This window comes from Ruegeria sp. CDSC042 (assembly GCF_059610745.1).
This window is the reverse complement of sequence record NZ_JBXWOF010000003.1, coordinates 294868-309567: the sequence shown is the minus strand read 5'-3', so window position 1 is coordinate 309567 and position 14700 is coordinate 294868. Positions and strand designations below refer to the sequence as shown.

General features: G+C 53.5%; 13 protein-coding genes. 4 read left to right on the top strand and 9 right to left on the bottom strand.

Annotated elements, in window-relative coordinates:
• Positions 1 to 51: 51 nt before the first annotated feature.
• Complete coding sequence (locus AC2FHX_RS09220; RefSeq protein WP_496701331.1) at positions 52 to 996, bottom strand: hydrogen peroxide-inducible genes activator; 945 nt, start codon at positions 994 to 996, stop codon at positions 52 to 54.
• Positions 997 to 1092: 96 nt separating this feature from the next.
• Between AC2FHX_RS09220 and AC2FHX_RS09215 the strand changes: the two genes are divergently transcribed.
• Positions 1093 to 2553 carry a catalase gene (locus AC2FHX_RS09215; RefSeq protein WP_496701329.1) on the top strand — a complete coding sequence of 487 codons (1461 nt, stop codon included), beginning with the start codon at positions 1093 to 1095 and terminating at the stop codon, positions 2551 to 2553.
• A 169-nt stretch (positions 2554 to 2722) separates the two neighbouring features.
• On the opposite strand, the gene AC2FHX_RS09210 is transcribed toward AC2FHX_RS09215, so the two are convergent.
• Positions 2723 to 3247 carry a redoxin domain-containing protein gene (locus AC2FHX_RS09210; RefSeq protein WP_496701327.1) on the bottom strand — a complete coding sequence of 175 codons (525 nt, stop codon included), beginning with the start codon at positions 3245 to 3247 and terminating at the stop codon, positions 2723 to 2725.
• Between the two features lie 58 nt (positions 3248 to 3305).
• Positions 3306 to 4055 (bottom strand): hypothetical protein, encoded by a 750-nt coding sequence (locus AC2FHX_RS09205; RefSeq protein ID WP_496701326.1) that lies wholly within the window; start codon positions 4053 to 4055, stop codon positions 3306 to 3308.
• An 86-nt stretch (positions 4056 to 4141) separates the two neighbouring features.
• On the opposite strand from AC2FHX_RS09205, the gene AC2FHX_RS09200 reads away from it, so the two are divergent.
• On the top strand, positions 4142 to 4687 hold the full coding sequence (locus AC2FHX_RS09200; protein ID WP_496701324.1) for a MarR family winged helix-turn-helix transcriptional regulator: 546 nt from the start codon (positions 4142 to 4144) through the stop codon (positions 4685 to 4687).
• On the top strand, positions 4684 to 5376 hold the full coding sequence (locus AC2FHX_RS09195) for an MOSC domain-containing protein (RefSeq protein WP_496701322.1): 693 nt from the start codon (positions 4684 to 4686) through the stop codon (positions 5374 to 5376). Before AC2FHX_RS09200 ends, AC2FHX_RS09195 begins: the two co-directional genes overlap by 4 nt.
• A 251-nt stretch (positions 5377 to 5627) precedes the next feature.
• On the opposite strand, the gene AC2FHX_RS09190 is transcribed toward AC2FHX_RS09195, so the two are convergent.
• The 3 genes from AC2FHX_RS09190 to AC2FHX_RS09180 form a co-directional block, all read right to left on the bottom strand.
• Positions 5628 to 6200, bottom strand: a complete 573-nt coding sequence (locus AC2FHX_RS09190; protein ID WP_496701320.1) for a TetR/AcrR family transcriptional regulator — start codon at positions 6198 to 6200, stop codon at positions 5628 to 5630.
• Positions 6197 to 6715 carry a dihydrofolate reductase family protein gene (locus tag AC2FHX_RS09185; RefSeq protein ID WP_496701319.1) on the bottom strand — a complete coding sequence of 173 codons (519 nt, stop codon included), beginning with the start codon at positions 6713 to 6715 and terminating at the stop codon, positions 6197 to 6199. Before AC2FHX_RS09185 ends, AC2FHX_RS09190 begins: the two co-directional genes overlap by 4 nt.
• 92 nt (positions 6716 to 6807) lie before the next feature.
• Positions 6808 to 7680: a LysR substrate-binding domain-containing protein gene (locus AC2FHX_RS09180; protein WP_496701317.1), complete on the bottom strand. Its 873-nt coding sequence runs from the start codon at positions 7678 to 7680 to the stop codon at positions 6808 to 6810.
• Between the two features lie 102 nt (positions 7681 to 7782).
• On the opposite strand from AC2FHX_RS09180, the gene AC2FHX_RS09175 reads away from it, so the two are divergent.
• The gene (locus tag AC2FHX_RS09175) at positions 7783 to 9351 is read left to right on the top strand and encodes a trimethylamine methyltransferase family protein (protein ID WP_496701315.1); all 1569 of its coding nucleotides are present in this window, start codon (positions 7783 to 7785) and stop codon (positions 9349 to 9351) included.
• 454 nt (positions 9352 to 9805) lie between these two features.
• Here AC2FHX_RS09175 and AC2FHX_RS09170 read toward each other — a convergent pair whose 3' ends face one another.
• The 3 genes from AC2FHX_RS09170 to phnY form a co-directional block, all read right to left on the bottom strand.
• On the bottom strand, positions 9806 to 11470 hold the full coding sequence (locus AC2FHX_RS09170) for a Na/Pi cotransporter family protein (protein ID WP_496701313.1): 1665 nt from the start codon (positions 11468 to 11470) through the stop codon (positions 9806 to 9808).
• A gap of 304 nt (positions 11471 to 11774) precedes the next feature.
• Positions 11775 to 13127, bottom strand: a complete 1353-nt coding sequence (pbfA, locus tag AC2FHX_RS09165; RefSeq protein WP_496696665.1) for a (R)-1-hydroxy-2-aminoethylphosphonate ammonia-lyase — start codon at positions 13125 to 13127, stop codon at positions 11775 to 11777.
• Between the two features lie 107 nt (positions 13128 to 13234).
• The gene (gene phnY, locus AC2FHX_RS09160) at positions 13235 to 14698 is read right to left on the bottom strand and encodes a phosphonoacetaldehyde dehydrogenase (RefSeq protein ID WP_496701311.1); all 1464 of its coding nucleotides are present in this window, start codon (positions 14696 to 14698) and stop codon (positions 13235 to 13237) included.
• Positions 14699 to 14700 lie beyond the last annotated feature (2 nt).

The window sequence follows — 14700 nt, the reverse complement described above, 5'->3', positions numbered from 1 at the left end:
GAGGCACCCACGTCATCAGCAAAGCCTATCCCAACCTTGGCTGGTCTCGCTCTAGGCATTTCCGTTCAAATATCGCGTCATATCCGGAGCGGCCATAAGCGTCTGAATGAAAGTCCCGAAGTGTTCAAGCGACCCTGCGCGCGGGTCGCTGTCGCGCCATGCCAGTCTGATAGAACGGCCAAAGATCCCATCAGCAATGGGATGTGTCGTTGCCAAGCCGCCGAAACGATCAGGGCCACTCACAGACAATGCCGGAAACAGCGCACAACCCTCTCCGAGTGCGACCATTTGCCGGAGCATTTCAAGGCTGCTCGCCACCCTCTGTCTAGGTTGGTCAATCCGATCGCAAAATGCTACGGTCTGATCCCTTAGGCAGTGCTCTTGAGAAAGCAGAACGAGCTGAGAGGACAGAACCTTGGACCAGCGAACTTTCTCATTGGATCTGAAGTCCAGATCCTTGGGGCAGGCAAAAACAAATGGTTCGTGAAACAACGGAAGCGCTCTCAGTACAGGCTGTTTCGGGGCCGTCGCAATCAGTGCAGCGTCCAGCGTCCTCCTGACGAGCATCTCTTCAAGAACGTGAGTGGGTTCTTCGAACAATGACAACTGGAGATTGGGGTACGCATTTTTGAGAGACTTGAGGATAAGCGGCAGCAAGTAAGGCCCAAGTGTTGGAAGTACACCAAATTTTAACTCTCCCTCCAGATTGTCACTTAGGCTAAGCGACAATTCCAGCAGTTCACGGGCTTCTGTCAGAAGGATTTCTGCTTTTTGCAGAACTATCTGTCCATTTTGCGTCAACGAAATATGCCGTCCGTGGCGTTCGAATATCGAAAAGCCAAGGCGCGCCTCCAGCTTGGATACCTGTTGGCTGATTGCAGGTTGTGAAACCCCACAGATATCAGCCGCCCGGCCAAAATGGCCTTCTTCGGCAATGCTTTGAATGTACTCAAGATCTCTGAGTGAAAGGCCGGCGACTGAGGTTCTTCTAACCATGCATCACCTCTGATTATCGATCGGATAATTTATATAAGTTGGAGTAATTTGGCTGTTTTCGGTTTTGTCCTGCCAATACCAACTCAGGAGATTGACATGACCAGTAAATCGAAGCTGACCACCGCATTTGGCGCGCCAGTGCCTGACAACCAACACACACTGACGGCGGGGCCGCGTGGACCTGCGCTGCTTCAAGATGTTTGGTTTCTCGAGAAGATGGCCCACTTTGATCGCGAGGTGATCCCCGAACGTCGGATGCATGCCAAAGGGTCTGGCGCTTACGGTACATTCAAAGTGACCCATGACATCACCCAGTATACGCGTGCCAAAATGTTCTCTGATGTTGGCAAGAAGACGGATCTCTTCCTGCGGTTCTCGACCGTTGCAGGGGAACGCGGCGCAGCGGATGCAGAACGGGATATCCGCGGCTTCGCTATCAAGTTTTATACGGAAGAGGGCAACTGGGATCTTGTGGGCAACAACACCCCTGTGTTCTTCCTTCGCGATCCGCTGAAATTTCCCGATCTCAACCATGCCGTCAAACGCGATCCGCGGACGAACATGCGCAGTGCGGATAGCAATTGGGATTTCTGGACCAGCCTTCCCGAAGCCTTGCTTCAGGTGACGATTGTTATGTCTGACCGGGGGATTCCGGCCACCTACAGACACATGCACGGCTTTGGCAGCCACACGTTCAGCTTTATCAACTCGGACAACGAGCGGTTCTGGGTCAAATTCCATTTCAAAACGCAACAGGGGATAAAAAACCTCACCGACGAGGAAGCAGCACAGATCATCTCCGGTGACCGTGAAAGCCATCAGCGAGATCTTTTTGACGCCATTGAAAACGGTGATTTTCCTAAATGGACGCTTTATGTCCAAGTCATGCCAGAGAAGGATGCGGGTACATATCACCTCAACCCGTTTGATCTGACCAAGGTTTGGCCACATGGGGATTTTCCGCTGATTGAGGTTGGCGAGCTGGAATTGAACCGGAACCCTGAGAACTACTTTGCCGAGGTTGAACAAGCAGCCTTCGCCCCCTCTACAATCGTGCCTGGTATCAGCTTTTCGCCGGACAAGATGTTGCAAGGACGTTTGTTTTCTTATGGTGACACTCAGCGGTATCGGTTGGGTGTCAACCATTCCCAGATCCCTGTGAATGCGCCTCGTTCCCCGTATCATTCCTACCATCGTGATGGCGCGATGAGGGTCGACGGCAATGCCGGATCTCGGATTGGTTATGAGCCCAACATGCATGGCGAATGGTCCGAGCAACCGGATTTCTCTGAACCACCTTTGTCCATCGAAGGTGCTGCGGATCATTGGAACCACCGCGAGGATGATGACTACTTCTCGCAGCCCGGTGAGTTGTTCCGCCTGATGACGCCAGAGCAGCAAGAAGTACTGTTCGAAAACACTGCCCGCGCAATCTGGGCTGCACAAAGAGAAATTCAGATCCGCCACATATCGAACTGTTTCAAGGCAGATCCTGCATATGGTGCCGGTGTAGCAAGGGCTCTTGGTTTGACCGATGAAAGTGGGTTCCCCGCGTAAAGACAATTGGCAAGCCCCCGATCTTCGGGGGCTTGCCTGATACTGCGGAGTATTCGACGGCGGGCACCGTTTGGTGTGATCGGGTATTCCGTCGCTGCGTGTGGCTAAACTGCCTTTTGGCGATGACCTTGGGGAAAGACGGTTTCCATACGCGGGCGCATTGGCCGGCTCACACATTGCAGCTACCTGATGCGCCTTCGTTTTGATTGACGGTGGCGGGATTGCTTGTGACCGATGCGGCCCCTCGTGTCAGAAGACTGCCAATCTCAGACCCCAACTGCAGTTCTGAGACCTGTCCAAGGTGATGCACAACGATCCGTCCCGACTGATCCAACAAGACAAGGCTTGGTGTACCGCGCATGCCAAAGCGGGACATCGTGTTTGGCAATTGCCCCACCCCCTGCCTGTCCACGCCGACAGGGAAGGTGATGCGATATTCATGCAGGAAGGCTTTCAGAGACACCGGTGTCATGGCGTCGTGATGCTCGAACACAGTGTGCAAGCCAATCACGGCTACCTTTTCTTCAGGAAACGTCTTCTGAATCGATTGCGCCAAGGGAATACCGTGCAGGACGCATCCCGGGCACAACATTTGAAATGCCTCAATAACAACAATCCGTCCCCTTAGACCGCCTAATGTTAGCGGTGTGTCTGTATTAAACCATTCCGAAACGTCTAGTTCTGGTGTTTGCATTTTCATTGCCCTCAATAACACGCAGCCGCCTTGGGTTCGGCGGCTGCGTGGTCGAATGTCAGTGAAGCTTCCCCGGCAGGCTCAGGTCGCCGGATGCGACGTCGAAAACATCTGTGACGCACAGCAAGGGCGCATGGATGTTAGCGTTCACTCGCAATGCAGAAGTGACACCATCGTAAGCGACACCATCCAGTTCTACGTTGCTGGCAAAGCCGGCATTCACCGAGATTTCGGGCCCATCGAACAAAGGCGTAAACCCAGGGCTGTCCAGAAAGATCGGGAACCCAGGCCATGTCGCAGGTAGCTTGGGCGAGGAACCCTCGGGGATGTCACGCACGGCAAGCGCGTCGGGTCCGCACGCTTCGGTCGGGGTCAACACAACCCAGTGGCTGTGCCATTCGATGCCGTCATTCGCCGGATCGCCGTCGCCGTTCTCGTCAAAAAGCGGTGTGTCATCGAAATCAGGATGACTGGTTGCGGCCATTGCAAGGATGCCTGTGCTGCCTTCGAACCCAACGGCTGAAGGGTCCAAAGAAGTAGGCCAGACATATGACCAGACGTCTGATCCACCGACCTCTCCGGTTGCCGCTGGAACCGAAGCGCCAGCCGTCCCATTCGTTGTCATGTGAAAAGTGACCGTGTTTCCATTGCGATGCGCATGCGCTGCCAGAATGTCAAAGTCCGCGACTTTACTGGCGTCCGGCGAAGATATGATGGCGCCATCTTGATGGATGGCATGGTTCCCATCTGCAAGAGCCGTGCCTCCGATGACCAGTGCCAAAGTAGAAGTGAGCGTTGAGAGTTTCATGAGCGTCTCCAAATAGATAATATCGAGTCGCTACTATAATGAGAAATGCATTGCAACTATAATTTCGACTCGCTACTAAAAGTGTTATGAACACAGACCACCGCATACGCACACTGATCAACCGTCTGGCCCGGATCGATGCTTCCGAAGGGTGGGCAGGAGATTTGAACCCGACTCAGAGGATGGCGCTGGAATACCTCGCAGAGGCGAACATGTTCTCGCGCTCGCCGTCGCATGTTGCAGAATACATCGGAACAACCCGTGGAACGATGTCACAGACGCTCAAGGCTTTGACGCGCAAGGGCTATGTAGAAGAGCATCGCAAAGAGCTTGATCAACGGTCGATCTCTTATGACCTGACCAAGGAAGGGGTCAAAATTGTACGTCAGCCGAACCCTGTTGCACAGGCAATTGGAGATATGCCCGTAGAAAACCAAGCCATGCTTGAACAGGGTCTGATGCAAAGCATCAGTCTGGCTTTGGCCGCAAATGGAGGTCGGTCATTCGGCCAATGCAAATCCTGCACATACCATGATACCACGACGGAAAACGGTTTCTGCAAACTGTTGGGTGTATCATTGGACGTCGGTGAAAAAGACAAGATCTGTATCGAGCACGAGGAAGCCAGATGAACCATTTTGATTTATCGGCGAACATCGACGGCATATTTGTCGGAGCGGTCAAAGATTGTTGGGAAGGCAAACCGCCATCGGCCATTCAAAAAGACAGGGTGGACGGGCGGCAGTTGATTACCTCGCTCGGATTTTCCGAGGATGCACAGGCAGATTTGACCGTGCATGGAGGCGAAGACAAAGCCATCCATCATTATGCTTTTGATCACTACTCGGCTTGGCAGGCAGAGGGCCTAATGGCACCCGGCACACTGCCAGTGGCGTTCGGTGAGAACATTTCAACAACGGGGCTGACCGAGGAAAACCTCTGCATTGGCGACATCCTGTCACTGGGTACGGCGGTTGTTCAAATCAGTCAGGGGCGGCAACCGTGCTGGAAACTCGGGCTACATACGGGGCGCAAGGAAATGCCTTACCAGTTTCAGAAGACGGGCCGAACCGGATGGTACTATCGTGTACTCGAACCTGGCGAAGTTGGTTCCGGTGATCGGATCACCTTGGTTGAAAGGTTAAATCCCAATTGGTCTGTATTGGCCGTCACACGTGCAAGGTTGACCCGTCGCATTCTGCCAGAAGATGCAGAGGTGTTGTCTCAGATGAAAGAACTGGCTCAAGGTTGGCGACAAGCGTTCTGCGGAATGGCGGAAGGCAACGCCATAGAGGATACATCGGCGAGGCTAGGTGCCTGAGGCATCGTATGAAGCATTTAAGCCGTGGTTGGCGATAACGCACCTTCCTCGAGCCGAAAACAATCGAGAACACGAAAGCAGCCAACCGCCAAGTATCAATCCTTTGGCAAACCGAACTCATTTGAGACATAAGCCTCAGCTTCGATGAAAGTTAGTAGCTTTGGGGCAGAAATACTTGACGTTAGGGTCAGAATTGAATGACGCAAATTGCTCATTGCTTGAGGACACCCTCTGATGGGCATGTTTTCATATCACGTCTCTGCGAAGTCACCCGCCGCTTGCGCAAGAATCCAGTCAACCCCCTGCAGAAAATCGTCTATTGTCAGGGGATTGTCTTCTCCGCTCGAGGCTGAGAGCACAAACCCATGTGCATAGTCGATCAGCACGTGAACAAGAACATCACCGCCATCGCTGTTTTCGAGTTGGTCCGTGCTGACCTTTAATTCCTCGGCCACGTTCATGAGGTCCGCGCTCATGAGCGTTACATCGTCTAGGATTGCACGGAGTAGATTGGCGTTCTTCAAAGCGCAACCATAGTAAGTCGCCATAATGCAGCGGGCGCGTTTGACCGGGTTGCCACCATTCACTCCATCCAAGACGCCTGCAAAGGCAAGTTCCACCAGATCGGACAATAGTTGCTTCTTGCTACCTGCGTGATAGGTCACGGCCATCGGAGTGACGTCAAGCTGATCGGCAAGTATGCGAAACGATAGCGCATCAACACCTTTGCTTTGGGCGATCGGCAATGCGGCCTGCAGGATCACTTGCTTCGAAAGGCACTGTGCAGCCTTTGACGGTCGCCCTGGTGGCGAAGCTTTCGTCACCTGGTTTTCAGTCTGTAATCGAGATCTACCAGACCGGAGGAAAAGCTGCTGACCGAAACCAACTCCAGATCAACGTCACCTTCTGTTTCACCAAAGATCCGAATGCCTTTACCAATCAGAATGGGAACCAAGGTAATCCGCATGTCCTCAATCAGCCCGGCTTTGAGGAAGGATTGGATGATTGCACCGCCATCCACATAAACTCGATTGTAACCACGCGCGCCAAAGTCCTCCATCAAATCGGTGGGTGTTTTGTCTGAAACTTCAACTCTTTCGCGCAGCTCATCTGGAATGCCTGAGGTTTTCATTGAGCGACTGAGAACCACCACCGGTTTCGTGTAAGGCCACTCTCCAAATCCCAGAACTGTCCGGTACGATCCGGACCCCATCACGATCACGTCGACGCTACTCTGAAACGCGGCAAACCCGTGATCTTCGTCTGCAGTGGGTTGCTTTTCCAACCAGTCCAGCCTGTGATCTGGCCTTGCGACAAAACCGTCTAGGCTCATTGCCATCATGATATGTCCTGTGGGCATCCTCTGGGTCCCTGTAATTTATTTATATGCCGTATAATAATGGCTCTGAGGATACTCAAGGGGAATGACTGCTACGATTGACCCAGAATCCAGTCCGAGAAGGACTGTACTGCGCCGGTTGGTGCGGAGCTATACGGTTGAACCAAAAAATACCCATAGTCGGGCAGATCGGTTTCCGACAACCGAAACAGTCTTTCAGCTTTTAGATCGTCCCGAACCAGATCATCCATCAAAGCTATTCCCTGTCCGTCGATGACTGCTTGCGCCCGGACATTTGGGTCAGGAACGATTAGCGCATCTCTCCTTGATTGTCGGGGAAGCTTTGCAACGTTCAGCCAATCAGACCAGGCGTTGCTGTCATCACGATCTCTCAGCAGCGTAAGATGCGATATTGCCTCTTTCATTCCTAATTCTATCACTAGGTCAGCTGCCGCCCGGTCACCCACAGGATAGGGCGGCATGGGCATGAACGGAGTAACGGTGCCGCCGATCCAATTCCCGTTACCCCACCTGATTGCAAGATCCACATCCTGCATCTCAGCTTCTGAAAACTCGATCATCGGTTGAATGCGAATCTGCACGTCCGGGTGGCTTTGCATGAATGACATCAGGCGTGGCGACAGCCAGCGCGCAGCGAAATAGGTCGAGACGCCAACGGTTAGAGAACGCGTTGAAATCCCCTTTAATGCATGAATTTCAGCTTCGATTTCTTCGTATCGGGTCTGGCAGATCGCGAGCAGTTTTAATCCTTCACCAGTGAGTGTGACACCACGCGATGTGCGCTGGAACAGGATCATCCCAAGATCGGCTTCAAGCGTTTTGATCTGATAGCTGATGGCGCCCTTAGTCATGTTGAGTGCCGATGCTGCCGTCGAGAAGCTGGAATAACGAGCAATCTCGGCAAATAGCCTGAGTAAGTCATGGTGATGAAATCGGGTACTCATATCTTTAGTGTACAAAATTTCTAAACGCTAAGAGTAGTTTTTTTCGATTTTCAAATATGTTTTTAAGGTCGAAAACTGCATTCAAGCTCGTGGAGCGATGAAATGAAGTTGGACTTGTTGAACGCAAAAGCAAAAACACCGACACCGGCGGAGCACCGCGGCCGCGCGCGCAGGCGCCGCTTGGCCCGTAGTATTGCCCCTTCTGAGAGCACACCGTTCACGGGTCGCAGGATACCTGCATACAATCTACTAAGTGAAACGGTATTGGCCCGGATCGAAGATCAAGCCGACTGGATTCTAAGCAATATTGGCGTCGAGTTTCGGGGGGATCGAACGGCACTGGATCACTTCGCCCAAACGGGTGCCCGCCTCGATGGCGAACGCGTGCGGTTTGAACCGGGTCATGTCCGTGCGCTTTGTGCTACGGCCCCAGGTGAATTTCAGTTGCATGGCCGAGACCCGGTCAGAACGGTGACACTTGGCGGTGACAACGTTGTGCTGATGCCGGGATACGGCTCTCCCTTTGTCAGCGATCTGGTGAAGGGCCGACGATATTCGACGCTGAAGGATTTCCGCAATTTCGTCAAACTGGCCTACAGTGCGGCCGCCTTGCATCATTCCGGCGGCACGGTTGTCGAGCCGACAGATGTGCCGGTGAATAAACGGCATTTGGACATGATGCTGGCGCATCTGACACTCTCAACCAAGCCCTTTATGGGCTCTGTTACGGCACCCGAGCGCGTGCGTGACAGTATCGAGATGGCACGCCTCGTCTTTGGACGGGACTTCATGGAGCACCACGCGGTGATGCAGGCAAATATCAACGTCAATTCGCCGCTGGTTTATGATGATACCATGTCGTCGGCTCTGCGTATCTATGCGGAGGCAGGCCAATGTGTCTGCGTCTCCCCTGCGATTTTCGCGGGTGCCATGGGGCCGCTTTCGCCGGCGGCGGTGGCGGCGCAAACTCTGGCAGAAGCGATGGTTGGCATTGCGCTTGCGCAACTGGTGCGCCCCGGTTGTCCGGTGGTGTTCGGCTCTTTCCACTCCACAATGAACTTGCGCACGGGCGCTCTAACCTTTGGATCGCCCGAGGCGAACATGACCACGATGGCGCTGACACAATTGGGACGAAGGCTTGGCGTACCTGTGCGCTCTGGCGGTGGGCAGATCACCGCCTCCAATGCGCCAGATGGGCAAGCGATGCAGGACAGCACCGGTGCCATGTGGTCCACGCTTTTGTCCGGAGCCCATCAGGTCTGGCATGCGGCAGGCTGGCTCGAAGGTGGGCTTGTGATGTCCTACGAGAAATTCATCATGGATCTCGACCACTGTGGCGCGATGCTGAAACTGCTGAAGGGCTTCGAAACGAATGAGGAGGCATTTGGCCGTGATGCCTATTTTGAAACGGGCCCGGGCGAAAATTTCCTGTCGACCAAACACACGCTGCGCCACTATGCGGCAGCAAATTATGAGCCACAAATTTCTGACGCAGGGCCATTCGAGACCTGGTCTGAAAATGGTGCTCTCACTTCAGACCAACGCGCCACCGCGCGGTGGCGTCAGATGTTGAACGATTACCAGCGTCCTGAAATGAAACCCGGCATACAAGCCGCGCTTGAAGACTTCGTGTCAGAGCGCAAAGCGCGAATGCCGGATGAATGGTACTAGAACGGAATACCCAATACCTAAGAACTCTGCCGGGATTGCCAACTTGCTTGAGCAAGATTGAAGAACGTCGGCGCCTATGTCGTCAGGAGGACATTTCGCGGGCATAGCTGATCCAAAACTGGAAGGCATCTGATCGGGCATGGTGGAATAAAGCTGAAGTAAGTTGATAGCGGGGAGACGGGAGCTGATGCTGATCTGGTCATGGGCAACCAGAAATCTCTGAGTCTGCCAGAGTGACTTGTCGGGACCGATGATCTTTTCGCGTTTTCGGGTTGATTGGTGGGATCCTTCAATCCGGTTACTTAGACCCTTGTGCACTGCGCAGTGCTGGGCTCAGGTTTTGGAAGACACTGAACAATTTCAAAATTTGATTTCGAGAACGAACTCACTTCGGTGTTTCCAGTCGCCTTTGTTCTCGCTCTTTTCTTGTCTTCGCATTGAGACCGGCTCGGGCCTATTCAGCAATTTCGTTGATCAATCGTGTCTCGAGAAGTTGACCGTTCTGGTAAAGGACCGGGTAAGCAATCGATGCAATATGACTGTTGAACTCCCGGAAAGCCCGCAATGTCTCTAGATGAATATCACTGGTTTCGAAGCTTTCCGTTGTTCCATGCTGCAACCGGCGCAGGTGACGCTTGCGGCTTTCACGTTCCACGCGTTTGATTTCGGTTTTCTCAAGGCTGAGAAGCCGGGCGCTTTCCAGATCGTCTGAAACAAGTACATTTGATGCCAGTTTCATGTTTGCAAGAATACCTTCATGCATCTGAACAAGTTCGGACCAGCCATCTTGCGAAAAGCTAGAGCCTTTGGCCCGCATTTCACCGGCCAATACAGTCAGGCGTTTGGCGACAACGTCACCCGCCGTTTCAAGCCTGATCGCAAACTCCATAAGGTCGCGCGCGGTTTTAGCATCGTGTTTTTCATATAGCTCAGGGGGTATCGCGGCGACGAAGGCTCGAATACCCGAGAGGCACCGGTTTACGTCCTCGTCAATGGCCTGAACCGACCGGATCTGTTCTTTGTCTCCGCTGCGGTAAAGTTCAAGAGCAGGACGGAACATGGTTTCGAGAAGATCGCTCATCCGCAGTAGCTCACGCATGAGGCTCGGCAAGGCCTGATTGGGATTTGCCACGTCTTCCATGTCCAATGCGCTGACCGGTTGTGCGGATTGCGACTTCTGTACTTTCTGCTGGTCTGGCAAGAGCCTTTCGAACAAGTTCTGCCAGTGTCCACAAAACGGAAGGGCTAAAACCAAAAGCGACAGGTTGAAAGCAAGATGCACGTTGACTAGCATTTGCCCCCCTTGCGGGTCGCCCAAAAGCCCGGTTCGTAGGGCAAAATTTGCTGCAAACAAACTAGCCAACGCCCAACTTCCTCGCAGCGCCAAATTTGCATAGGGTATTCGTCGGGCCGTCACTGGCATTCCTCGGGTTAGCCATACCGGAATGAAGGCCGAGCCAAAGTTCGCGCCAAAAACCAAAGACATTCCGGCGGCAAATGGGATCGCTCCAATTTGCACAAGTGTCACACACATAAGGATGGCCGCCACCGAGGAATGCATGACGAAGGCTAAGGCACTCCCGACAAGAAATGCAGTGATATAGTCGCGCGACAAGTAATCCGCCACTGCGGGTAAAAATGCACTGTCCCGAATTGGGTCCATCGCCTCACGAAGGAACCGAAGTGAGATCAGGATAAAGGCAACGCCCATCAGAATGCGCCCTAGTTGTCGGGCTTTTTTGGCTTCGGTCTTGACGAATAGATAGCCTCCAATCGCCAGCAGCATTGGAATAAGCCAGTCCAACCGGAACGTAAGAATCTGGATGATCAGTGCTGAACCTAGATCGCCTCCGAGCACAATCGCCAGACCGGCAGGAAAACTCAACATTCCACTGGCAGCAAACCCAGAGGTCAACAGCGCCACTGCCGCCGAACTTTGCAGTACAACCGCCATCATCAGACCCACAAGTGAGGCCTGCAGGTAACTGTGCTGTCGCGTCAAAACGCGCTGGAACGACGCTCCATAGCTGCGCTCAATTCCAGTGCGTACCATTCGAACTGCAAAAAGCAGCAACATCGTCGCGCCAGCAAGGCTGATTAAAAAGCTGACTATCGCCATGCTCTACCTCACTCCTACGGTTTGCTTGGAATAACAGGGTGCGCTGCAATCCTGCCAACCAACGACCGGAGACCGACCCGGTGATTTTGCGGCCGAGTAATTTCGATAAAACGCTCAGCGCCCGAGTTTGCTGAAATAAATCGGACGCGTCTGTTCCATAGGGGAAACGCATACACTTTCTTGGCGGTAGGCAATGGCCCTTGGCGCCATAATTGAGAATTGATCTCCACGTCCATTGACCACTGTTTTCCTGGAAGCAGACAGAGCAACGGCGTGTTTTGCTCTAAAGGTATGGCCACAAAGATCAACATTCGTCCTTAATCGCGTTGACAACAATGTCGATTGCACAGTCGAGATCCTTGCGCGTGATCGTTAGCGGCGGTGACAATGTAAGCACACATCCCTGACTGATTTTGTAGCTTAGGCCAGCTTCCAAACAAGCATAATAGATCCGCTCGGCTCGTGCATTTCCAGGTGTCTTGTCGGCACGGTCATCGACAATTTCGACACCAAACATCAGACCACGGCCGCGAATGTCACCGACGATCGGGATATTCTGAAGCTCGCCCATCAGACGATCCATAGCGTGCTCGCCCAACTCAGCCGCCCGGTCAACCAACCCCTCATCTTCGATGATTTGTATTGTGGTAAGCGCGGCGCGTGCAGTCACCGGGTTTTTTTCGTGTGTATAATGTCCAATGGCAAAGTCTCCGCAGACGTCTAGTTTGGATCGCGCGATACAAGCTGCAATCGGCAGGATGCCTCCGCCAAGTGCCTTACCCAAGGTGACGATGTCAGGGATAATCTCGTCATGCTCAAAGGCAAACATCTTGCCGGTCTTTCCAAGCCCCGTGGGAATCTCGTCCATGATCAAGAGAGCCCCGTGACGATTACATGCCTCCCGCACAGCTTTCCAGAAGCCCGGTGGCGGCACATAAGGCACCGCGCGCATAGGCTCAGCGATGACCGCAGCTACGTCTCCCTCGCGTTCTAGAACGAACTCGACCATTTTTGCACAAGCCAACCCACAGGTATCTGGGCCGGCGTGATTGTACGGGCATCGGTAACAGGCAAAAGGTGCCACGTGCTCTGCACCCGGCAGAAGCGGGCCGGCTATATGGCTGCGAAATGTCGCCTCGCCGCCGACGCTTGCGGCGCCAAAACCGGCACCGTGGAAGGCATCCCAGAAGCTAATTGTTTTGAACCGACCGGTGGCAGCGCGCGCTATCTTGAGAGCGACCTCGTTTGCATCAGAGCCGCCGGTCGTAAACAGCATCTTCCCAAGGTCGTCTGGCGCGATTTCGGCGAGCTTTTCGGCCAATTCAACCGCGGGATCATTGGTGAAGCGACGGGGTGCGAAAGACAGGTCATCCAGTTGCGCCTTGATCGCGGTGATCAAACGGGGATGTCCGTAACCGATATGATGCACCGAATTGCCATGGAAATCCATGTAACGGCGGCCGTCCAGGTCTTCGACCCAAATCCCCTCAGCTTTGGCAATGGTGCTAACGCATGGCGAGGACAGTGACTGGTGGAGAAACGCGTTAGCGTCGCGTTTCAGCAAGGGTGAAGATTTAGGCCCTATAGATTCCTTCATCCATGCTTTTCGCGCGCTGGATGTATTGGATTCGCCTTCCGTGTGGACGATTTGTGACATGCTTTTTCCTCAACGCCGCTTGTGAAAAAATGCGGACCTCGCAAAGTCCGCCAGTACCAGGGAGGAACTTGTGGTGCCCCGACCCGGGTCGGGACGGGGCACAAAAACTAGCGTGGCCAGGGCAGCGAGTAAGTTTTTACGTTAGTAAAAAACTTCATTGCCTCGATGACACCTTCTTTAACCCCATTACCGCTGTCCTTGATGCCTCCGAAGGGGGACATCTCGATACGGTATCCGGGTTGTTCCCAAATGTTGCATGTGCCCACGTTCAGACCGTTGATAAAGGCAATCGCACGGTTCAAGTCGTTCGTACAGACGCCTGAGCTGAGGCCGAATTCGGTACCGTTCGAAATACGCATCACCTCGTCGTCATTGTCCGGAACCCGAACGATGGGCACAATCGGGCCAAAGGTTTCTTCCATCACCAGCTCGCTGTCATGGGGGACCTTATCGACCACGATGGGCGGCAGTAGTGCGCCCTGACGGCCCGGATGATAGAGGATTTCTGCGCCGTCGGCCTCGGCCATGTAAACGCGTTTTTCGAACAGTTCAGCTGCCTTGTCATGGATGACACAGCCCAGTTCGGTCTCGGGGTCTTGTGGGTCGCCGAACTTGATCTTCTTCGCCTTTTCCAGAACCAATGGCACAAACTTGTCGGCCACGCTTTCTTGCACCAGAATACGTTTGATCGCAGTGCAGCGCTGACCCGAATTGCCGGTGGCGCCTGCCACAGCAATGGTCGCGGCCTTCTCAAGGTCCGCGTCAGAAAGATCGTTCAAAACGATCAGAGGGTCATTGCCCCCCAGTTCCAGAGCTTGCCGCTTGTAAACGCCTTTTTCGGCGATCATCTTACCCACCGGCACGCCGCCGGTGAATGTGATGATGTCGATGTTGTCATTGGTGATCATCTCATCGCCAATGTCACCTGGCCAGCCGGTAACCACTTGGAACATCTCGGGTGGTAGACCCGCGTCGTAGAGGATGTCAGCTAATGTCAGCGCCGTCAGTGGCGTCAGTTCCGTCGGCTTACACACCATGCAGTTGTTGGTCGCGATTGATGGCGCGATCTTGTGGCTGACCATGTTAAGTGGATGATTGAATGGTGTGATTGCCGAAATCGCATTCACCGGCTCGCGCATGGTGAATATTTTTCGATCTTTGCCATTATGGGTCAGGTCGCATGAAAAGATCTCGCCATCATCCTTCATCGCCTCAGCGGCGGCGAACTGATAGACATCTTGTGCACGCTTGGTCTCATAAATCGCATGCTGGTGACAGATACCCAGTTCCAACGTCAGCCATTTGGCAAGGTATTCACGACGTTCACCAATCAACTCGCCCGCACGCTGCAGGATCTGGCTGCGCTCATACCGTGTGAGCTTTGGAGTGTAATTTGCCGCGATTTCGAACGCTTTGCGCGCATGTTCCGCCTTGCCGGCGGGTACATGCCCGACAATCTCGTTTGTGTATGGGTACAGAACCGGCACCGTTTCGTCGGTAAAGACGATCTCGCCCCCGATGCGCATTCCTTCATTGCGGATTTCGATTTTCGACATGGTTTGATCTTTCATGG